Below are 20302 nucleotides of genomic sequence, written 5' to 3' on the forward strand. Positions count from 1 at the left end.
CCATGAATTTTCCCCGTCGCCGCCTGGCTGCCTGGGCCTTGTTCGCCGCCATGGCGGGCCTGTCGGCCTGCACGCCGCAAAAGCCGGCCTTCAACGCCATCGACATCACCGGCGCCAACTACGCCCAGGACTTTGCACTGCCCGACACCGAGGGACGGCCGCGCAGCCTGAAGGACTTCAAGGGCAAGCTGGTGGTGGTGTTCTTTGGCTACACCCAGTGCCCCGATTTCTGTCCCGCTACCATGACCGAACTGGCCGAGGTCAAGCGCCAGCTGGGCGCCGATGGCGACAAATTGCAGGGCGTGTTCATCAGCGTGGACCCGGAGCGCGACACCCCGGAGGTGCTGAAGGCCTACATGGCCAGTTTTGACCCCAGCTTTGTGGCGCTGGCCGCCACGCCTGACCAGCTGGCCTTGCTGGCCAAGGACTTCAAGGTGTACTACAAGAAGGTCGACGGCAAGACCCCGACCAGCTACACCATGGACCATTCGGCCGGCAGCTATGTCTACGATGCCGAGGGCCGGATCCGGCTGTACACCCGCTACGGCACCGGCCCCCAGGCCCTGGTGGCCGATCTGAAGCAGTTGCTGCCGCGCTGACGGCTTGGATGGGGCACGCAGGGTGGGGCGCCCAGCGGCCTTGAGCGGCCGCTGGGAATTCAGGCGTAGGCGGCCAGCGCCTTTTTCATCTTCTTCATGGCCGCCACCTCGATCTGGCGGATGCGCTCGGCGCTGACGCCGTATTCGGCGGCCAGTTCGTGCAGCGTCATGCCGCCGGAGCCGTTGTCGTTGACCTTGAGCCAGCGTTCCTCGACGATGCGGCGCTCGCGTGGCTGCAAGCCATCCAGCGCCGTGGCAATGCCGTCCGAGGCGAGCCGGTCACGCTGGTGGGACTCCAGCATCGCGGTGGGCTCGTGGCTGCTGTCGGCCAGGTAGGCGATGGGGCCAAAGGCTTCCTCGCCGTCGTCCGACGGGCTGGGGTCCAGCAGCACGTCACCGCCGGCCATGCGGGTCTGCATTTCCAGCACGTCTTCGCGCTTGACGTTCAGCCGCTCGGCCATCACACCCACCTCGTGCTCGCTCAGCGTTTCGCGGTGCGAGGCGCCGTCGGCATGGTCCATGGCGTCCTGTTTCAGCCCCTGCTTCATCGAGCGCAGGTTGAAGAACAGCTTGCGTTGGGCCTTGGTGGTGGCCACCTTGACCATGCGCCAGTTCTTCAGAATGTATTCGTGGATCTCGGCCTTGATCCAGTGCAGCGCGTAGCTGACCAGGCGCACGCCCTGGTCGGGGTCGAAACGCTTGACGGCCTTCATCAGGCCCACATTGCCTTCCTGAATCAGGTCGCCATGGGGCAGGCCGTAACCCAGGTACTGGCGTGACACCGACACCACCAGCCGCAGGTGGGACAGCACCAGCTTTCCTGCGGCTTCGAGGTCGTTGTCATCCTTCAGCTGGCGGGCGAAGCTTTGCTCCTGCTCCAGCGTCAGCATGGGCAGGCGGTTCACTGCCGAGATGTAGGCATCGAGGTGGCCCAGCGGCGGGATGACGGACCAGGGGTTGGCAACGGTCAACCCACGGACGGGGGCGAGGGGTGCGGCGGCGATGGCGTTGGTCATCTGGAACCTTTCTCAGGACTGGTGATGATTTTAGCACTCTGTGTGATCGAGTGCTAAGCGCAAAGTTCCTGTCGGACAGAGGCCTTGGGGGTGGTTTTAAAAATGAATACCAAAGTGCAAATTTCACGGAAATTTCGTGATTAATCACGATCTACCGGTTATTCCCATTTTTTGCTGCAATCCATTCATGAAATAGATATAGTGCGACACATAGCTGATTTTTTGGAGACACCCATGTTGAAATTTCTCGCCGCCAATGCACAGCAGCGATTCAAGGAACTGCAGGACAAGCTGAGCAATTTCTCGATTTCTGCCGACGAACAAAAAGAGCTGGTGGAATTGGTCGCCAGTGCCCAGAAGATGGCCCTGGAACGCGATTCGGTGGTGGCGCGGTTGAAGACCGACATTGCCGCCTATGGCGTCGGTGTGGCCGAGCTGTTCAGTGCCGCCGAGATTCGCCAGGCCTCTGGGGCTGGCCGGGCGGCGACCGGATCGCTGAAAGACCTGGGCAAGCGCAAGACCAAGCCGGCCAGCGAGGCGCGTGCCACTTCGGTGCTGATTCGGGCCAAGGTGGGCAAGGGTGCCGGTGCGCCCAGCAAGTATTACCGTGGCCAGAAATTGCCACCGGTGGTGCCCAAGAATTTCAAGGCCTTGGACGACGGCCAGGCCTTGTCGGCCAATCTGGCCAAACACTACACCGACGAAGGTCGGGCCTATTTCGCCACCGCCGAGGGGCAGGTGGAATTGCAGCGCCTGGAGCAATACATCCGCACGGGCAAGCTGCCAGGGAAATCGGCCGGTTGATCGGTCGGAAATGAATACCAAAGTATGCGTTGAATCCCCTGGGGCGACCGGGGTCAACCCGGGTCGCGGCGGGCCGGGCTGTGGCGTGCCACATAGCGTTGCTCCGTGGCCACCTTCCAGCGCCACACCCATTCCCCCTCGGCAAGCCAACGGCCCTGGCTGACCAGGGCCCGGCCGTCGCCGTAGCCAATGAAGCGCCGCACCTGGGGTGGCGGCTGGTGCAGGCGCAAGGGCTGTGCGCGCAGACTGGCGAGCAGGTTGTGCGCCAGCGGTTCGGCCGCCAGCATGGCATGGGTTTCGTTGCGGGGCACCAGGCCATCGGCCCGGCCGGCCACATCGCCGGCGGCAAACACCTCCGGGTGCGACAGGCTTTGTTGCCAGGGATTGACGGCCACAAAACCGTCGCCGTCCAGCGTCAGCCCGGATGTGGCCAGCCAGCCTGGTGCATGCACCCCGGTCACCAGCAGCGTGGCCGATGAGGGCAGTTGGCTGCCATCGGCCAAAGTCAGCTGGTGGCGCGCCACGCCGCAGCAGCGCTGGGCCACCACCGTCACCCGGGCGGCGTGCAGGGCCCGGACCAGGCGCTTGCGCACCGCCGGGGGGCAGTCGGCCGCCAGCGGCGCGTCGCCGGCCACCAGGCTGACCTGGCTGCGTGGCAGGCGATGCTGCAGGGCCAGGGCCAGCTCGATGCCACCGACCCCCCCGCCCACCACCACCAGCGGCCCCGGGTGCCGCTCGGCATGCTCGCGCAGCCGTTCCCATTGGGCGGCAAAGGCCTCCAGCGGCCGCACCGCCAGCGCATGCTCCCGGGCCCCGGGCAGGGCTTGTTCCAGGCGTTGCCGGTCGATGCCGGCGCCGGTGTTCAGGCTCAGCAGCTCATAGCCGAGCGTCTGCACGCCACCCCGGGTCTGCACCTGAACCTGGCGCTGCGCCGCGTCCACGGCGACCGCCCGCCCGGCGACGAAATGGGTGCCGCTGGCCGCAATCAGGCCGTCGAGCGCCAGCGTGCAGTCGGGCAGGCGGTGCTGGCCCGCCACATGGCCGGCCAGCATGGCCGAATGCAACAGCAGCGGGTAGGGCGAAACCAGCGTGGTGTGAAAGCCGGCGCGTTGCTTGGGCGGCAGCTTGGCCAGTTGCGTCAGCACCGCCACATGGGCATGGCCGGCGCCCAGCAGCAGCAAATGGCGTTCGGGCAGGTCGCTCATGCGGTGGGGCCTCGTACCATGGTCAGCCGCAGACCTTCAGGGCCTGGCGCCTGAGGGGGGTGGGGAGATGGTACATGCGGCAACCGGGGGGCATGGGGCGCTGCAGCCATCGTGGAAACCACCGCTCAGGTCAGCAGCGCCTGGGCGAACTCGCGGGCCTGAAAGGTTTCCAGGTCTTCCAGTTTCTCGCCCACCCCGATGAAATACACCGGCACCGGCACCAGGCCAGGCTGGGCCCGGCTGCGCTCGGCCGACCACAGCGCGATGGCGGCCAGCACCCCGCCTTTGGCCGTGCCGTCGAGCTTGGTGATGATGAGGCCGGTGAGCTGCAGGGCCTCGTCGAAGGCCTTCACCTGGGCCAGGGCGTTCTGGCCGGTGTTGCCGTCGATGACCAGCAGCACTTCGTGCGGCGCGGTGGCGTCGGCCTTCTGCACCACCCGCTTGATCTTGCGCAGCTCCTCCATCAGGTGCAACTGCGTGGGCAATCGGCCGGCGGTGTCCACCAGCACCACGTCGCGGCCGCGGGCCCGGCCGGCGCTGACCGCGTCAAAGCTCACCGCGGCCGGGTCGCCGCCTTCCTGGCTGACGATGTCCACCAGGTTGCGGTCGGCCCAGACGCCCAACTGCTCCCGGGCGGCGGCGCGGAAGGTGTCGGCCGCAGCCAGCAGCACGCTGGCGCCCGACGTGGCCAGGTGGCGGGTCAGCTTGCCGATCGAGGTGGTCTTGCCCGCGCCGTTGACGCCGGCCACCATGATCACCGTGGGTTTGTGCGCGCCGATCACCAGCGGCTTTTGCAGCGGTTGCAGCAACTCGGTCAGCACCTCCACCAGCAAGGCCTTCACCGCCTGTGGCTCGGTGGCCTTGCTGTCCTTGACCCGGCGCTTCAGTTCGGCCAGCAAATGGGTGGTGGCCGACACGCCAGCGTCGGCCATCAGCAGCGCCGACTCCAGCTCCTCGTAGAGCGCGTCATCGATCTGCGTGCCGGTGAAAACGGTGGCGATGCTGGCGCCGGTTTTGCGCAGGCCGGCCTTGAGCTTGTCGAGCCAGCGGGTGCGTTCCACCGGTGCCACCACGGCCTCTGCGGCCACTTCCGGTACCGCCATGGCTGCGGGGGCCACCGTGGCCGGTGCAGCGGGGGAGGGGAGGTCAAGCCCTGGAGAGATCGGTGGCTTTTTCTTGAAGAAGCTGAACATTGCGGGGCTTTTTAGAATCACACCATTCTATGAAACACACCCTGCCCCTTCTTGGCCTGTTGTGGGCACTGCATGCGGGCGCGCAAACGCCCGAGGCTTTGCCCCTGTCCAGCCCGTCCGCCGACCCGGTCTGCAGCGGCAACGCCTGCGACCAGGCCCAGCGCTTCACCCTGTCCAACGGCATGACGCTGATCGTCAAGCCCGACCGGCGGGCACCCACCGCCATTCACATGTTGTGGGTCAGGGTGGGTTCGATCGACGAGGTTGATGGGACCTCGGGCGTGGCCCATGTGCTGGAGCACATGATGTTCAAGGGCACGCCCAGCCTGCCGCCGGGTGAGTTCTCGCGCCGGGTGGCGGCGCTGGGTGGGCGCGAGAACGCCTTCACCGGCCGCGACTACACCGGCTACTATCAGCAGATCCCGGCCAACCGGCTGGGCGATGTGATGGCCCTGGAGGCCGACCGCTTCCTCCACAACCAATGGGCAGACGACGAGTTCCGCCGCGAGATCGAGGTGGTCAAGGAAGAGCGCCGGCTGCGCACCGAAGACTCGCCGCAGGCGCTGCTGTACGAAACCCTCAACGCCACTGCCTTCACCGCCTCGCCCTACCGGCGACCCATCATCGGCTGGATGAACGACCTCGATGCGCTGACCCCCGACGAGGTGCGCGCCTTCCACAAACGCTGGTACATGCCGGGCAATGCCGCGGTGGTGGTGGTGGGTGATGTGGACGTGGCCCAGGTGCGCGCACTGGCCGAGCAGCACTACGGTGGCGCGGTGGTGCGGGCGCTGCCACAACGCAAGCCAAGGCTGGAACCGCTGCAACAGGGACTGCGCACGCTGCGCGTCAAGGCCCCGGCCGAGCAGGCCTACCTGTCGCTGGCTTTCAAAGTGCCCGGCCTGGCGCCGGGCGACCTGGCCTTGCCGGTGGCGCAGCCGCTGAGCGAGGCCGCCACCGACGCGCTGGCCCTGACCGTGTTGTCGGCGGTGCTGGACGGCCACAGCGGTGCGCGCCTGCAGCGCAGCCTGACCCAGGGCGACAACCGGCTGGCCGACCGCGCCGGCGCGTCCAACGGCCTGATGGGCCGCGGCCCGCAGCTGTTTGTGATGGACGCGGTGCCGGCGCCTGGCAAGGCGGTGGCCGAGGTTCAGGCGGCGCTGCGCGAACAGGTGGCGCGGGTGGCCCGTGACGGCGTCAGCGAGGCCGAGCTGAACCGGGTCAAGACGCAGTGGGTGGCCAGCGAGGTCTACAAGCTGGACTCGGGCATGAACCAGGCCCGCGAACTGGGCAGCTACTGGGTGCTGGGCCAGCCGCTGGACGCCAGCGAGCGGCTGATCACCCGGCTGCGTGCCATCAGCGCCGAGCAGGTGAAGGCGGTGGCCGAACGCTATTTCGGCGACGACCAGCTCACCGTGGCGGAGCTGGTGCCCCAGCCGCTGGACAAGAACGCCAAGCCCCGCGCCGCCCCGGCCGGCCGCCGCCATTGAGCGCCACCCTCCCACCGACTGCTTTCATGACCATTTCAAAAACAAGAGCGCTTGCATCCACACTGGTGCTGGCTTGCGGCCTGTTGACCCTGCACTCCGCAGAGGCCGGCCTGGCACTGCAGCAATGGCGGCTGGCCAATGGCGCCGAGGTGGTGCTGGCCGAAAGCCCCGGCATCCCCATGGTCGACGTGCTGATCGACTTCGACGCTGGCAGCCGGCGCGAGCCGGCCGCACAGGCCGGCCTAGCCTCGGCCACCGCCGTCATGGTGTCCAAGGGCGTGCGGGCCAGCGGTGACTTGCCAGCCCTCGATGAAAACCAGCTCGGCGAGGCCTGGGCCGACCTGGGCGCCTCGTTCGGCGCCAGCGCCTCGGCCGACCGCATGAGCTTCTCGCTGCGCTCGCTGACCGACCCCGCGCTGCTGGCCCAGGCCGCTGCCCTGGCCGCCCGCGAACTGGGCGAGCCAGCGCTGGCCAGCGCCGTGTGGCGCCGCGAGCGCGAACGCCTGGTGGCCGCCATCCGCGAGGCCAACACCCGACCCGCCACCCTGGCCAGCCGGGCCTTCAGCCAGGCGGTGTACGGCAGCCATCCCTATGGCCAGTCGGCCACCGAGGCCACGGTGGGCGCCATCGAGGCCAGCGATCTGCGGGCCTTCCACACCCAGCACCTGGCGGCCTGCCGGGCCCGGGTGAGTCTGGTGGGGGCGGTGACACGGGCCCAGGCCGAGCAGCTGGTGAACACGCTGCTGGCACGCCTGGCCCCGGGTGCCGAAGGCTGCCCGGCGCTGCCGGCGGTGCCCGAGGTGCAGGTGCTCACCGAGCCGGTGGCCCAGGCCATTCCTTTCGCCTCGTCGCAAGCCCATGTGTACATTGGCCAGCCCGGCATTGCCCGAGCCCACCCCGACTACTTTGCGCTGCTGGTGGGCAACCACATCCTGGGCGGTGGCGGTTTTGTGTCGCGGCTGACCACCGAGGTGCGCGAGAAGCGTGGCCTGAGCTACAGCGTGGGCAGCTATTTCAGCGCCGGCCTGCACGCAGGGGCCTACACCCTGGTGCTGCAGACCCGGGCCGACCAGTCGGCCCAGGCGGTGGCGGTGGCGCGCGAGGTGGTGGCCCGCTTTGTGGCCGAAGGCCCGACCGAGGCCGAATTGCAGGCCGCCAAGGACAACCTCATCGGCGGCTTTGCCTTGCGCATCGACAGCAACCGCAAACTGCTCGACAACCTGGCCAACATGGCGCTGAACGGCCTGCCGCTGGACTACCTCGACACCTGGACGATGCAGGTCAACAAGGTCACGGTCGCGGAGATCCAGGGCGCGTTCCAGCGCGCCTTGCAGCCGGAAAAAATGGTCACCGTGGTGGTCGGCGGGGCCCTGCCATGAAGCCCGCCCGCAGCGCCGCCAAACCACCTGCCAAGGCCAGTCCCCAGCCCGTCCGCCCACCGGGCGAGGTGCGCATCATCGGCGGCCAGTGGAAACGCACCCGGCTGCCGGTGGCGGCATTGCCCGGCCTGCGGCCCACGCCCGACCGGGTGCGCGAGACCTTGTTCAACTGGCTGGGCCAGGACCTGGGCGGCTGGCGCTGCCTGGACGCCTTTGCCGGCACCGGCGCTTTGGGTTTCGAGGCCGCGTCCCGCGGCGCGGCCACGGTGCTGCTGTGCGAACAGGCCGCACCGCTGGTGGCACCGCTGCGGGCGCTGAAGGACAAACTGCAGGCCGACGCGGTGAGCGTGCTGCGCGGCGACGGCCTGGCCGCGTTGCGCAAGGCCACGCCGGCCAGCCTGGACCTGGTGCTGCTGGACCCGCCTTTCGACTCCGACCTGTACAGCCCCGCCTTGTCGGCCGCCAGTGCCGCCCTGGCCGATGACGGCTTTGTCTACCTGGAGGCCAACCGGGCCTGGACCGATGCCGATCTGGCCCCGCTGCGCCTGGGGGTTCACCGCGCTGGCAAGGCGGGCATGGTGCACTTCCATTTGCTCAAAAAAGTGGCACAGGCATAATCCAGCCATGGCTGTTTCTCCCCGCATCGCCGTGTATTCCGGCACCTTTGACCCCGTCACACTGGGCCACGAAGACGTGGTGAAGCGGGCGGCCGGCCTGTTTGACGAGGTGGTGTTGGCGGTGGCCGTGGCCCACCACAAGAAAACCCGTTTCAGCCACGACCAGCGCATGCGGCTGGCCCAGCAGGCATTGCAGGGCTTGGCCAATGTGCGGGTGATGCCGTTCGACGGCCTGATCATGGACTTTTGTGCGGCCGTGGGTGCCTGCGCGGTGGTGCGTGGCATCCGCAACCTGACCGATTTCGATTACGAGGCGCAGATGGCGGCGATGAATCGCAAGCTCCTGCCCACGGTGGAAACGGTGTTTCTGCTGCCCACTGCCGAACTGCAGTGCATCAGCAGCACCCTGGTGCGCGAGATCAGCCTGCTGGGCGGTGACGTGAGCCAGATGGTCAGCTCCGACGTCGAGGCCGCGCTGCGGCCGGTGCTCACCGTTTGAGGGCCCGACCATGGCCTTGATGATCACCGACGAATGCATCAACTGCGATGTCTGCGAGCCCGAGTGTCCCAACCAGGCCATCTCGCTGGGCCCTGAGATCTACGTCATCGACCCGGCCAAATGCACCGAATGTGTGGGCCATTTTGACGAGCCCCAGTGTGTGCAGGTCTGCCCGGTGGCCTGCATCCCGGTGCACCCCGGTTTCATCGAAACCCAGGCCACGCTGATGCAGCGCTTCCACAAGCTGCAGGCCGAGGCCCTGGCACAGCAGCGGCCAGCGGGCTGAGCCCCGGTCCGGTCAGCGCTCGGTCTTGGCCGGCGGGGCTGGTTTGGCCTTGGGCGTGGCCGCCGTGAAGTACTCCGGCACCTTCTTTTTCGGTTTGTGTTTGGGCTGTGCAGGCGCAGAGGCCGCCGGCTTGGGTGGCTTGGTGTCACGTTGGGCGGGGCGCTGGACCGCCTCGTCGCGTTGCCGGGCCTTCTCCAGCAACTCGGCGGCCCTGGCGTTGCGCCGGGTGGCGGCATCGGCGTCGGCCTTTTGCGCCGCGCTGCGGGGGTCGCGCACATCCACTGGACGGCCGTCGGCACAGAGCGTCTGGCTGTAGCTGTTGCCACACCTGTAGACGTTCTGCGCGCCGGCCAGGGCGCAGCCCAAAGCCAAGCTCAGCCCGAAAAAAGCATGTCGTGCCCGGTTCATCAGGGTTCCTGCGGCACGGTTGGTGGGTCGGTGGCGGGCACCGGCGGCCGGGGTGGTTTGGGCCGCGGCGGTTTGCTGGTGTGGACCAGCATGGTGGCTTTTTCCATTTCGCCAGAGAGAAAGTGGGGCAGGGCGCGCAATGAGCGGCTGATGCTGTCTTCGATGGCCACCCGGTGGTCGGGCGAGGGCTTTTTCAGCACCCAGTGCACCACCTCGCTTTTGACGCCGGGGTGGCCCACACCGATGCGCAGCCGCCAGTAGTCGCTGCTGCCCAGCTGGGCGTGGATGTCGCGCAGGCCATTGTGGCCGGCATGGCCGCCGCCGAACTTGAGCTTGCTCTCGCCGGGCACGATGTCCAGCTCGTCGTGCGCGACCAGAATCTCCTCCGGCGCGATCTTGAAGAAGCGGGCCAGCGCAGCCACCGACTTGCCCGACAGGTTCATGAAGGTCTGCGGTTGGAGCAGCCACACCGTCTGCCCCTGCACCGTGCCACGGGCCACCAGGCCGTGGTAACCACGCTCCGGTTGCAGGCTGAGCTTGAGTTCACGCGCCACCGCATCCACCCACCAGAAGCCGGCGTTGTGCCGGGTGGCTTCGTACTCGGGGCCGGGGTTGCCCAGGCCAACGAAGAGTTTGATCATGCGGAAATTATCGGCGAGTGGCCTCAGACAAAGCCGGCCGCGATGTTGATGGTCAGCGCCACCAGCGTGGTGTTGAAGAAAAAAGCCAGGATGCAATGGACCAGGCCGGTGCGCCGCATGCCCCGGCTGGTGAAACTCACGTCGGCGGTTTGTCCCGAGGTGCCGATGACACAGGCAAAGTACAAAAAGTCACTGTAGTCCGGGGCCAGCCCGCCAGGGAAATTCAGCCCGCCGGCCTGGCCCCGGGTTTCCGCGGCGTAGTAATCATGGGCGTAGTGCAGCGCAAACATCACCTGGGTGAACAGCCAGGACGACAGGATGGTGAGCGCGGCCAGACCGATGTGGGCATAGCGCAGGCTGTCGTGCAAATGCCTGGCGATGGCCAGTTCGGTGACGATGGCGCCCACACAGGCGACGGCGGTGGCCACCACCAGGGCCAGCACCACCAGCCGCCCCTCGTCTTCCAGCAGCGCCCGGTTGCGCATGCGCTCGTGGCTGGAGGAGAACATCATGTGGCCGGCCAGCAGCAGGTACAAACAAGCCCCGGTGTTCCAGCCGATCAGGGCGCGGGTGATGTCGTGGGGGGCGGTGGTCGATGGCAGCACCAGAAAGGTCGCCAGGCCCACCAGTACGCAGACCAGCAGCCGGGGCCTGGCCATGACCATGTGCAGCAGCCAGGGGCGTTTCGGTGGGGGGCGAGGGTGGGGCATGGTGGCCGCACTTTAACCCTGCGGCGAAGAAAGGGTCAGATCAGAGGCCGAAAAACGCGGCAGGGGTGCTCAGGAGTCGTCCCAGATATCGCCTTTGGGCCTGAGCTCAGGGAATTCTTTTTTGTGTGCGTCGGCCAGGTCGCTCAAGGCAAACAGCACGTCGGCCGGAAAGCCTTTGCGTTGGCCACCACGGTCGTCCTGCAGCAGCGTGTCCATGTAGGGCAGAAAGCCGCCCTTGCCCCAGAGTTCGGCCATGTGGTCGCCGATGTGGGGGAAGGCCTCACGGATGGCCTGGAAGGCCGGGTTGTCTTGGAGCATCGTGCACTCCGTCATGGAGGAACATTCAAACCAATGTCATTCCCACGGACGTGATGGTTGCGTGGGGCCCTGGATGCCGTCGCGTCCCCGAGTCACCAAGAACACGAAAAATGATTATGCGCTGGCGAATAAGCAGTGGCAATCCACCGGCCGTCGTAAGACACATGGCCAGTCGGCGCTGAAGGAGCGCACCAAGAACGCTGGGGACCAATGAAAACGGCCCACCGAAGTGGGCCGTTGAAAGCACACCGTGAGGTGTTACTTCTTGCCTTTGCCCTTGCCCTTGGCGTCGGCCGCAGGAGCGGCGGCAGCGGCCGGATCGGCCACTTCCACCGCGGGGGCGGTCACGGACACCAGCACCGGGTTGGCGTTGCTGCGGGTGACGGCTTTGACGCCCTTGGGCAGCTTGATGTCGTTCAGGTGGAAAGACACACCCTTCTTCAGGCTGCTCAGGTCCACGGCGATGAATTCGGGCAGGTCGCGCGGCAGGCAGGCCACGTCCAGTTCGTTCAACACGTGGTTGATCAAACAGGCGTCGGTCTTCACGGCGGGCGAGTTCTCTTCACCGCTGTAGTGCAGGGCGACCTTGGCGTGCAGCACGGTGTTGGCGTCCACGCGCTGGAAGTCCACGTGCTGGACTTGCTGCTTGAACGGGTGCATGGTCAGGTTGCGCAACAGCACCTTGGTGACCTGGCCGGCCAGTTCCATTTCCAGCACGCTGCCGTGGAACGCTTCTTTTTTGACGGCGTGCCACAGGGCGTTGTGATCGAGTTCGATCATTTGCGGGGCGGCTGCGCCACCGTAAACGATGCCGGGCGTGCGGCCCGTGATGCGGAGACGGCGGCTCGCACCCGTGCCCTGCTTGCTGCGCTCAAAAGCGACGAATTTCATAATGACTCCAGAGGACGTCCACCGCGACCAGTGTGACGCCGGTTGATAAAGGCCCCGGTCAGGGCCTGCTTGATGTTCCCGTCAGAACAGGTTGTCCTGGTCGGAGAACAAACTCATGACCGACTCCCCCTTGGCGATGCGCTGAATCGTCTCAGCGATCAGCGGTGCCACGGAGAGTTGGCGAATCTTTCCACAGCCCAGGGCGGCATCGCTCAGGGGGATGGTGTTGGTCACCACCACCTCGTCCAGCGAACTGCCCTTGGCGATGCGCTCAATGGCCGGACCCGAAAAAATCGGGTGCGTGCAATAGGCATAAACTTTCTTCGCGCCACGTGCTTTCAGCACCTCGGCGGCCTTCACCAGCGTGCCGGCGGTATCGATCATGTCGTCCATGATCACGCAGTTGCGACCGTCGATTTCACCGATGACGTGCATCACTTCGCTGACATTCGCCTTCGGGCGGCGCTTGTCGATGATGGCCATGTCGCAATTCAGCTGCTTGGCCAGGGCACGGGCACGCACCACACCACCGACGTCGGGCGAGACAACGATCAGGTCGTCGTACTGCTTCATCCGCAAATCGCCCAGCAGCACCGGCGACGCGTAAATGTTGTCCACCGGGATGTCGAAAAAGCCCTGGATCTGGTCGGCATGCAAATCCATGGTCAACACCCGGTCCACGCCCACGGCCTGCAGCATGTTGGCCACCACCTTGGCGGTGATGGGCACACGCGCCGAACGCGGCCGCCGGTCTTGCCGGGCATAACCAAAGTACGGAATCACCGCGCTGATGCGTTCGGCCGAGGCGCGCTTCAGCGCGTCGACCATGATCAGCAATTCCATCAAGTTGTCGTTGGTCGGGGCGCAGGTCGACTGCACCACAAACACGTCACGCGCCCGGACGTTTTGGTTGATCTCGACCGTGACCTCGCCATCCGAGAAGCGACCCACATGGGCCGCTCCCAGGGTGATGCCCAGGTTCTGGGCAATCTCCGCTGCCATGCCAGGGTTGGCGTTCCCGGTGAAAACCATGAAATCCGGGTTGTGAACCTGCATGAACGTCCCAGCGGTGAAATGGTTTGCCAAAATTTTTGGCAGGGGAGGAAGGACTCGAACCCTCGCATGCTGGAATCAAAATCCAGTGCCTTTACCAACTTGGCGACTCCCCTACACAGGAAAGTGGCCAACGCCACTCACCCTTTAACTTTCGCTGACCGCCCACCCCGCCAAAGGATGTGCTGTCAGGTTGTTGCACTTCCGCACCTGCCAGGCCGGGGGGGCCGTTTGCAGGCCGTCCACGTCGTGGTCTGTGTGTGCGAACACCGCGCTGCCCGACCCCGTCATGCGTCCCTGAAGACCCAATCCGGCAAGCCACTGAAGGGCTTGCGTCACCTCGGGGCAAAGCCCTTCAGCGACGGGTTGCAGGTCATTGCGGCCGAAGCCGAACGGGTGTGCAACAAAGCCTAAGATTGTAGCAGTTCCAGAATCGCGTTTGAGGCTGGGGCTGGAAAAAATTGCACCAGTGTCCAGCCCCGCCTGCGGTTTGACCACCAAAAACCGGCCCATGGGCAGCGTCAATGGGGTGATGGATTCCCCCACGCCTTCCACCCACGCATTGTGCCCGCCCAGGAAAAAAGGCACGTCGGCGCCCAGGCTCAGGCCGATGCGGGCCAGTTGCTGCACCGACAGACCCAACCCCCACAGCCGGTTCAGCGCTAGCAAACAGGTGGCGGCGTCCGAGGAGCCGCCGCCCATGCCGGCCTGGGCCGGCACCTGCTTGGCCACACCGATGTGGGCACCCTGGTTGCAGCCAGTGGCCTGTTGCAGGGCGCGGGCGGCCCGCAGCACCAGGTCGTCGGCCGGCAGCGGGGTGGTCAGGTCTTCACGGCTGACCAGGCCATCGGCCCGCCGCTCAAAGTTCAGGCTGTCGCACCAGTCGATCAGCATGAAGGCCGACTGCAGCAGGTGGTAGCCGTCGCTGCGCCGGCCGGTGATGTGCAAAAAGAGGTTGAGCTTGGCCGGCGCCGGCAGGTCGTACAAGGCCTTCATCGCGCCGCTTCACTCACGCGGGTCTTGCAGCACGATGCGCAGCTCGGCCGGCGCTGGGCCCTGGGTTTGCCGGGCCACCAGTTTGCCCGTCGCGCGCTGGCTCAGGTCCACCGTCCAGCCCGCCACTGGGGTGTCCTTGCCGGCCAGCCAGTCGAACAGCGCCTGGGCCGGCACCGGCACGCCGGTGGCCCGGGCGATCAGCGCATCCACGTTGGCCGCCTGTTCGGTGCCCCGGGAGGACCGCAGCGTGGCGGTTGCCGGTGTCCATTGCAGCAAGGCCACGGAAGCGCCCAGTGGCCCGCTGAGTTGCAGGCTGCCGCTGCTGGCGTTGCCGCTGAGGTCGAAGCTGGCAAAAAAAGCCTGCGGTGGATCGCTGTCCACTTTCAGGGCCATGCGTCCGCTCCAGGGGCCGAGATCGACCGTGGGGCGGGGTGACGGCGGGAGGACGGCGGGGGTGGCGCAGGCCGACACCAGCAGCACCAAGGCCAGGCGGCCGGCCAGCCGCTGCAGAAACAGCGTCACAGCTTGACCTGCAAGCGCCGCAATGCCTCCCGCAGCGTGTCGTTGTCGGCGTTGAGCAGCAGGCCTTCTTTCCAGATGCGCACGGCGCGCTCTTTCTGGCCCAGGCTCCACAGCACCTCGCCCAGGTGGGCGGCAATTTCGGCGTCGGGCTTGGTCTTGTAGGCCTGCTCCAGCACCCGCAAGGCCTCTTCCTTGTTACCGAGCCGGAACTCGACCCAGCCCAGGCTGTCGCTGATGAAGGGGTCGCCAGGGGCGAAATCCAGTGCCTTTTGAATCAGTTGTTTGGCTTCGGGCAAGCGGGTGTTGCGCTCGGCCAGCGAGTAGCCCAGGGCGTTGTAGGCGTGGTGCGATTCGGGTTTGAGCGCGATCACCTGGCGCAGCAGCCGCTCCATGGTGTCCAGCGCGCCGATCTTCTCGGCGGTCAGGGCCTGGTCGTACAGCAGATCGGCATCGCCGGGGCTGGCGGCCACCGCCTTGCCCAGCAGGTCAAACGCGGCTTGGTGCTGGTTGTTGTCGCGCAGCAACTGCACTTCGGACATCAGCTTCTGACGGGCTTCGGCCGGATTGCGCTCGGGCAGGGCGCGGATCAGTTGCTGACCTTCGGCCAGCTTGCCCTGCCGGGCCAGGATGGAGGCGCGGCGGAACTGCGCGCCCACGATGTCCTGCGGGTTGTCGATTTTCTTCAGCCAGGCCTCGGCGGCCACGAAGTTCTTTCGCTTCTCGGAGATCTGCGCCAAGCCCAGGTAGGCCTGGGCCTTGCCGCGGCTGCGCTCGGCCGCCGGCAGCGTCTCGGCCAGCACCAGATAGCGCTGCAATGATTTTTCGGCCAGGTCGGTCTGGTTGTCCTGCACCTGCAGAATGCCCAGGATCAACCAGGCGTCGGGCTTGGTGGGCTGCTCCTTGATGGCCAATTGCAGTTGCTGGCTGGCTTCGGCGTAGCGCTGGCCGTCGAGCAGCGCGCGGGCATAACCGACCCGCATGTCGGTGTCGGTTTTGCGGGCCAGGTAGGCTTTCACCAGGGTTTCGGCGCCCGGGCGCTTGGCGTCCATCAGCTCCAGGGCCAACAGCGCCGCGCCCTCGTTCACCGGGTCGGCGGCCTGGGCGCGCTGGACGGCCTGGATGGCGCCGGCCTCGTCGCTTGCAGCGGCCCGCATCCGGCCCACGGTAGTCCAGGCCAGTGCGCTGGTGGCCGGGTTGGCCAGCGCGTCCTGGAGGGTCTGCTCCACCACGGTGGCAGCGAGTTTCTTGTCCGACACCCGCGCATAGGTGCGTGGAATCACCGCGATGGTGGCGGCCAGGGCGTCGGCGGGGGCGGTGTTCAGTTCCTGGCGCAAGGGCTCTGCGCTGTCGGCCACGCGGTTCAATGCGACCAGGATTTGCAACACAAAGCGGTTGGCCTCGCGCGAGGCCGGAATGGCCTGCTTCCAAGCCCGGGCGGCCTGCAGGGCGGCGTCACCAGAGCGGGACTGCAAGGCGATTTCCACCGCGCGCTGAAACAACTGCTCACGCCCGGTCCGTCGGGCCGCGTCCAGCACCAGCGAGAAACCGGCCCCGGGCTCGCCTGCCTGGGTGTTCAGCTCGCCCAGCAGCAATTGGTAGAACAGCGTGCCGTCCATGCCGGAGTCGGCAGGGAGGGCGGTTTTCGCGGGTGGATTGGCCGGTGCCTGGGCATGCAATACAGGGGCAGCCAGGGCCAGGAGCCCGCCGCCGAGCCAAAGGAGTCTCTTCATCGACACATGATAATTCAACGACCTTTTTTCCGCGGGGCGGGTCTGCTTCGTCCCCCACACCATGCCCGAATTGCCCGAAGTCGAAGTCACCCGTCTGAGTTTCGGCGCGCGCATTGCCGGTGGCCGCATTCTGGCCGCCCGCCTGGGGGCGCCGCTGCGCTGGCCGCTGGGTTGTCCACCCGATGCGTTGGTGGGGCGGAAGGTGCTGGGTGTGCGCCGCCGTGGCAAATACCTGCTGCTGGACCTGGACCGGGGGCTGCTGCTGGTGCACCTGGGCATGTCGGGCAGCCTGTCGTTTGCCGACAGCCTGCCGCCACCGGGCAAACACGACCACTTTGAGCTGGTCACTGACCTGGGAGCCCTGCGGCTGAACGACCCCCGGCGCTTTGGCGCGGTGGTTTATGCCGACAGCGAGGCCGATGCGGTGGCCACCAAGCTGCTGGGCAAGCTGGGCGTGGAGCCACTGACCGAGGCCTTTCATGTGGCGGCGTTTCATCTGGCCCTGAAGTCCCGGCGTGGGCCGATCAAGCAGGTGCTGCTGGCCGGTGATGTGGTGGTGGGGGTTGGCAACATCTATGCGTCCGAGGCCTTGTTTCTGGCCGGCATCCGGCCCACCGTCAAAGCCCACCGGCTCGGGCCTTTGCGGGTGGCCCGGTTGCACGCCGCGGTGCAGGAGGTGTTGGCCCGCGCGGTGGCGCAAGGCGGCAGCACCCTGCGCGACTTCAAAAGCGCCGAGGGCAAAAATGGCTACTTTCAACTGCAGGCCATGGTCTATGACCGGGCCGGTGAGCCCTGTCGGCGCTGCGCCCACCCCATCCAGCGCCTGGTGCAAGGCCAGCGCGCCACCTATTTTTGCAGCCACTGCCAGCACTGACATTGGGCCGTGAGAGGGCCGGTGCTATATTCATTTGGTGTCCACGTCATTCAACGCGCAGTTTGATCGCCACAGCACCTGGCGCCGAGAGCATGCCCTGCGGCTGAAGCTGCTGGGTGAATGGCTCAAGGAAAACGAGCTCCTCAATCCGGCGTTTGAAGAGCGCCTGAACCTGCTCGACGCCCAGCTCAGTTCAGACAAGGTCACGGTGGCCTTTGTGGCCGAGTTCTCGCGCGGCAAATCCGAGCTGATCAACGCCATCTTTTTCGCCGGCTATGGCCGGCGCATCATGCCGGCCAGCGCCGGCCGCACCACCATGTGCCCGGCCGAGCTGGGGTTTGACGCCCACATCCCGGCTTGCCTGCGCTTGCTGCCCATAGAGACACGATTGGAGTCGTCCTCCTTGTCGTCCTGGCGCGACATGCCGGACAAATGGACCCGGTTGAACCTGGATGTCAATGACGGCGAGCAGCTGGCGACCACGCTGGAGCGCATTTCCGATGTGCGGCGCGTGACCCAGGACGAGGCCAGGGCCTTGGGTTTCTGGCACGACGAGGTGCCCGACGAAAACCCGCTGCCCGATGCCCAGGGCATGGTCGAGGTGCCGGTGTGGCGCCACGCGATGATCAACATGCCCCACCCCTTGCTGCGGCAGGGGCTGGTGATTCTGGACACGCCGGGACTGAACGCCATCGGCGCCGAGCCCGACCTGACCATCAACCTGATTCCTCAGGCCCATGCGGTGGTCTTTATTCTGGGCGCCGACACCGGCGTGACCCGCTCCGACCTGGCCATCTGGCGCGAGCACCTGATGACCGACGACAGCGGGCGTGACGCCCGGCTGGTGGTGCTGAACAAGATCGACACCTTGTGGGACGCACTGAGCACGCCCGACCGGGTCGAGGCCCAGATTGAAAAACAACGCTGCAGTTCGGCCGAGATACTGGGTCTGCCCGAGCAGCAGGTCAGCGCCTTGTCGGCCCAGAAGGGCCTGGTGGCCAAGGTCACCGGTGACGTGCGCTTGCTGCAGGCCAGCCGGCTGGAGGCTTTCGAGGCCATGCTGGCCCAGCGCGTCATGGGCGACCGGCACAACATCCTGCGCGCTGCGGTGGCGGTGACGGTGTCCGAGCTGTGTGCCGACGCCGGCCACACCCTGCAGTTGCGCCGACGTGACCTGGCCGAGCAGCGGCTGGAACTGCATGGGCTGCGCGGCAAGAACGCCTCGGGCATACGCCACATGCGGCTGCGCATCGAGCATGAGCAAAGCGAGTTCGACGCCAGCCTGGCCAAGATCCAGGCGGTGCGGGCGGTGCATGTCAAGCTGATGCGCACGGTGTTCAAGACCCTGGGCACCTCCAGCCTGCGCGCTGGCGTGGAACCGCTGCACCAGGCGCTGGCGCAGTCCGGCCTGAAGCGCGGCATCAAGGGCGTGTACGCAGGCAGCTTCACGGCTCTGCGTGGCCTGGTGACCGAGGCCCAGAAAGTGGCCGATGAGATCCAGGGCATGCTGGTGGCCTCGTTCCGGCAATTGAACGCCGAGTACGGCTTCTCGCTGCAGCCGCCGCCGCCGCCCGATTTGTCGGCGCTGACCCGCGACCTGGACCTGATCGAGCGCAACCACCTGCAGTACCTGGGGGTGACCAACACCTTGCGGCTGGCGCAAGCGGAATTCTCGGCCCGCTTGTCCCAGGCCTTGATGGCCCGCCTGCGGTCGGTGTTCCAGTCGCTGCTGAACGCCATCCATTTGTGGAACAAGTCGGTCAACGCCCAGATTGACGGCCAGGTGCGCGACCGGCGCCAGGCCTTTGCCCGCCGTGTGGACGGCATCGGCCGCATCCAGCAGGCGGCCTCTGGGCTGGACGAGCGCATCGCGCAGATCGAGTCCCAGGAGCTGGTGCTGCGCGAATTGGACGTGAAGCTGATCCAGCTGACCTCGCCCATGCTGGCGTTGCCCACGGCCAACGCCGAACCCGAGCGCCGCGCCGCGTGAGCGCCCCGGTGTCGGCCGCAGCGGTGGTGCCGCCGCGCCTGCGGCGGCAGTTCGCCACCACCCTGGTGGCCTGGCAGGCCAGCCATGGTCGCCACGCCTTGCCCTGGCAACAGACCCGCGACCCCTACCGGGTGTGGCTGTCGGAAATCATGCTGCAGCAAACCCAGGTGACGACGGTGCTGGCCTATTACGACCGCTTTCTGGCGCGCTTTCCCGACGTGGGTGCGCTGGCCCAGGCCTCGCTGGACGAGGTGCTGGGCCTGTGGAGCGGGCTGGGTTACTACAGCCGGGCCCGCCACCTCCACCGCTGTGCGCAGGCGGTGATGAGCGACCATGGGGGCCGCTTTCCGCTGCAGGCTGCGGTGCTGCAAACCCTGCCAGGCATTGGCCGCTCCACCGCGGCGGCCATCGCGGCCTTTTGCCACGACGAGCGGGTGGCGATCCTGGACGGCAACGTCAAGCGGGTGCTGACACGGGTGCTGGCCTATGGCGACGACCTGTCGCTGGCCAGCAGCGAGCGCCGACTGTGGGACCTGGCCACCAGCCTGCTGCCCGAAACTGCCCAGGCCATGCCCGCCTACACCCAGGGCCTGATGGACCTGGGGGCCACGCTGTGCACCGCGCGCAGGCCTCGCTGCGACGCCTGCCCGGTGTTGGCCTTGTGTGCCGCCAGCCAGGCCGGCGAGGCCGAGCGTTACCCGGTGAAGACCCGCAAGCTCAAGCGCAGCGCTGAGTCGCTGTGGCTGCTGTGGGCCACCCGGGCCGATGGCGCGGTTTGGCTGGTGAAGCGGCCGGCCCGCGGGGTCTGGGCCGGGCTGTTCTGTTTTCCGGTGTTTGATTCACAAGAGGCGTTGGCCGGTGTGTTGCCCGACAGCGCCGCGCCCCGGCTGCAGCTGGCCACGCCCTTCAAGCATGTGTTGACCCACAAGGACTTGCACCTGCACCCGGTGCGCTGGCGGGCCGATCCGGGTGCCGCCTTGCCGCCCGAGGGGCAGTGGGTGGCGCCGGCGCACTGGCCAGCCCTGGGTTTGCCCGCCCCGGTGAAAACGCTGCTGCTGGAGGCCAGCGCCTGAGCGGGGGC

The 20302-nt window shown here is 66.8% G+C and carries 22 protein-coding genes and 1 tRNA gene; 10 read left to right on the forward strand and 13 right to left on the reverse strand.

Annotated features, from left to right (window positions below):
• The first annotated feature begins 2 nt into the window (after nt 1-2).
• Nucleotides 3-599, forward strand: coding sequence for an SCO family protein (locus AC4BAR_RS01740; protein ID WP_490626092.1), 597 nt, complete (start codon nt 3-5; stop codon nt 597-599).
• Nucleotides 600-658: 59 nt separating this feature from the next.
• On the opposite strand, the gene rpoH is transcribed toward AC4BAR_RS01740, so the two are convergent.
• Entirely contained in the window at nt 659-1615 is a 957-nt protein-coding gene (gene rpoH, locus AC4BAR_RS01745) for an RNA polymerase sigma factor RpoH (protein WP_490626093.1), read from the reverse strand.
• A 234-nt stretch (nt 1616-1849) separates the two neighbouring features.
• On the opposite strand from rpoH, the gene AC4BAR_RS01750 reads away from it, so the two are divergent.
• A complete protein-coding gene (locus AC4BAR_RS01750) occupies nt 1850-2419 on the forward strand; it encodes a hypothetical protein (RefSeq protein WP_490626094.1) in 570 nt (189 codons plus the stop codon).
• A gap of 53 nt (nt 2420-2472) precedes the next feature.
• On the opposite strand, the gene AC4BAR_RS01755 is transcribed toward AC4BAR_RS01750, so the two are convergent.
• Nucleotides 2473-3624 (reverse strand): FAD-dependent oxidoreductase, encoded by a 1152-nt coding sequence (locus tag AC4BAR_RS01755; RefSeq protein ID WP_490626095.1) that lies wholly within the window; start codon nt 3622-3624, stop codon nt 2473-2475.
• A 125-nt stretch (nt 3625-3749) separates the two neighbouring features.
• Nucleotides 3750-4817, reverse strand: a complete 1068-nt coding sequence (gene ftsY / locus AC4BAR_RS01760) for a signal recognition particle-docking protein FtsY (RefSeq protein ID WP_490626096.1) — start codon at nt 4815-4817, stop codon at nt 3750-3752.
• 29 nt (nt 4818-4846) lie between these two features.
• Here ftsY and AC4BAR_RS01765 point away from each other — a divergent pair, with 29 nt between their 5' ends.
• The 5 genes from AC4BAR_RS01765 to AC4BAR_RS01785 are packed head-to-tail and all read left to right on the forward strand — an operon-like array spanning nt 4847 to nt 9088.
• Nucleotides 4847-6307 (forward strand): M16 family metallopeptidase, encoded by a 1461-nt coding sequence (locus AC4BAR_RS01765; RefSeq protein WP_490626097.1) that lies wholly within the window; start codon nt 4847-4849, stop codon nt 6305-6307.
• A 26-nt stretch (nt 6308-6333) separates the two neighbouring features.
• Nucleotides 6334-7686, forward strand: a complete 1353-nt coding sequence (locus AC4BAR_RS01770) for a M16 family metallopeptidase (protein WP_490626098.1) — start codon at nt 6334-6336, stop codon at nt 7684-7686.
• The gene (gene rsmD, locus AC4BAR_RS01775) at nt 7683-8303 is read left to right on the forward strand and encodes a 16S rRNA (guanine(966)-N(2))-methyltransferase RsmD (RefSeq protein ID WP_490626099.1); all 621 of its coding nucleotides are present in this window, start codon (nt 7683-7685) and stop codon (nt 8301-8303) included. Before AC4BAR_RS01770 ends, rsmD begins: the two co-directional genes overlap by 4 nt.
• 7 nt (nt 8304-8310) lie before the next feature.
• Nucleotides 8311-8802 (forward strand): pantetheine-phosphate adenylyltransferase, encoded by a 492-nt coding sequence (coaD, locus tag AC4BAR_RS01780; RefSeq protein ID WP_490626100.1) that lies wholly within the window; start codon nt 8311-8313, stop codon nt 8800-8802.
• Between the two features lie 10 nt (nt 8803-8812).
• Nucleotides 8813-9088: a YfhL family 4Fe-4S dicluster ferredoxin gene (locus AC4BAR_RS01785; RefSeq protein WP_490626101.1), complete on the forward strand. Its 276-nt coding sequence runs from the start codon at nt 8813-8815 to the stop codon at nt 9086-9088.
• 12 nt (nt 9089-9100) lie between these two features.
• Here AC4BAR_RS01785 and AC4BAR_RS01790 read toward each other — a convergent pair whose 3' ends face one another.
• From AC4BAR_RS01790 to AC4BAR_RS01835, 10 genes are all read right to left on the reverse strand, one after another.
• Entirely contained in the window at nt 9101-9496 is a 396-nt protein-coding gene (locus AC4BAR_RS01790; protein WP_490626102.1) for a hypothetical protein, read from the reverse strand.
• Nucleotides 9496-10137, reverse strand: coding sequence for an aminoacyl-tRNA hydrolase (gene pth / locus AC4BAR_RS01795; protein ID WP_490626103.1), 642 nt, complete (start codon nt 10135-10137; stop codon nt 9496-9498). Before pth ends, AC4BAR_RS01790 begins: the two co-directional genes overlap by 1 nt.
• Before the next feature lie 23 nt (nt 10138-10160).
• On the reverse strand, nt 10161-10847 hold the full coding sequence (locus AC4BAR_RS01800) for a DUF1345 domain-containing protein (RefSeq protein ID WP_490626104.1): 687 nt from the start codon (nt 10845-10847) through the stop codon (nt 10161-10163).
• Nucleotides 10848-10916: 69 nt separating this feature from the next.
• On the reverse strand, nt 10917-11165 hold the full coding sequence (locus tag AC4BAR_RS01805) for a hypothetical protein (protein ID WP_490626105.1): 249 nt from the start codon (nt 11163-11165) through the stop codon (nt 10917-10919).
• A 258-nt stretch (nt 11166-11423) separates the two neighbouring features.
• Nucleotides 11424-12056 (reverse strand): 50S ribosomal protein L25/general stress protein Ctc, encoded by a 633-nt coding sequence (locus AC4BAR_RS01810; protein ID WP_490626106.1) that lies wholly within the window; start codon nt 12054-12056, stop codon nt 11424-11426.
• An 81-nt stretch (nt 12057-12137) separates the two neighbouring features.
• Nucleotides 12138-13112 (reverse strand): ribose-phosphate pyrophosphokinase, encoded by a 975-nt coding sequence (locus AC4BAR_RS01815; protein ID WP_490626107.1) that lies wholly within the window; start codon nt 13110-13112, stop codon nt 12138-12140.
• A gap of 36 nt (nt 13113-13148) precedes the next feature.
• Nucleotides 13149-13225, reverse strand: a tRNA-Gln gene (locus AC4BAR_RS01820).
• 31 nt (nt 13226-13256) lie between these two features.
• Nucleotides 13257-14105, reverse strand: a complete 849-nt coding sequence (gene ispE / locus AC4BAR_RS01825; RefSeq protein ID WP_490626108.1) for a 4-(cytidine 5'-diphospho)-2-C-methyl-D-erythritol kinase — start codon at nt 14103-14105, stop codon at nt 13257-13259.
• Nucleotides 14106-14114: 9 nt separating this feature from the next.
• The gene (locus AC4BAR_RS01830; RefSeq protein WP_490626109.1) at nt 14115-14627 is read right to left on the reverse strand and encodes a lipoprotein insertase outer membrane protein LolB; all 513 of its coding nucleotides are present in this window, start codon (nt 14625-14627) and stop codon (nt 14115-14117) included.
• A complete protein-coding gene (locus AC4BAR_RS01835; protein ID WP_490626110.1) occupies nt 14624-16357 on the reverse strand; it encodes a tetratricopeptide repeat protein in 1734 nt (577 codons plus the stop codon). Before AC4BAR_RS01835 ends, AC4BAR_RS01830 begins: the two co-directional genes overlap by 4 nt.
• Nucleotides 16358-16418: 61 nt before the next feature.
• Between AC4BAR_RS01835 and mutM the strand changes: the two genes are divergently transcribed.
• From mutM to mutY, 3 genes are read left to right on the forward strand one after another with little or no spacing between them, the layout of a single operon-like run.
• On the forward strand, nt 16419-17231 hold the full coding sequence (gene mutM, locus AC4BAR_RS01840; RefSeq protein ID WP_490626111.1) for a bifunctional DNA-formamidopyrimidine glycosylase/DNA-(apurinic or apyrimidinic site) lyase: 813 nt from the start codon (nt 16419-16421) through the stop codon (nt 17229-17231).
• 37 nt (nt 17232-17268) lie between these two features.
• Nucleotides 17269-19221, forward strand: a complete 1953-nt coding sequence (locus AC4BAR_RS01845) for a dynamin family protein (protein ID WP_490626112.1) — start codon at nt 17269-17271, stop codon at nt 19219-19221.
• Nucleotides 19218-20294, forward strand: coding sequence for an A/G-specific adenine glycosylase (mutY, locus tag AC4BAR_RS01850; RefSeq protein WP_490626113.1), 1077 nt, complete (start codon nt 19218-19220; stop codon nt 20292-20294). Before AC4BAR_RS01845 ends, mutY begins: the two co-directional genes overlap by 4 nt.
• Nucleotides 20295-20302: the final 8 nt, after the last annotated feature.

Source organism: Rhodoferax sp. SPJ4 (assembly GCF_058216275.1).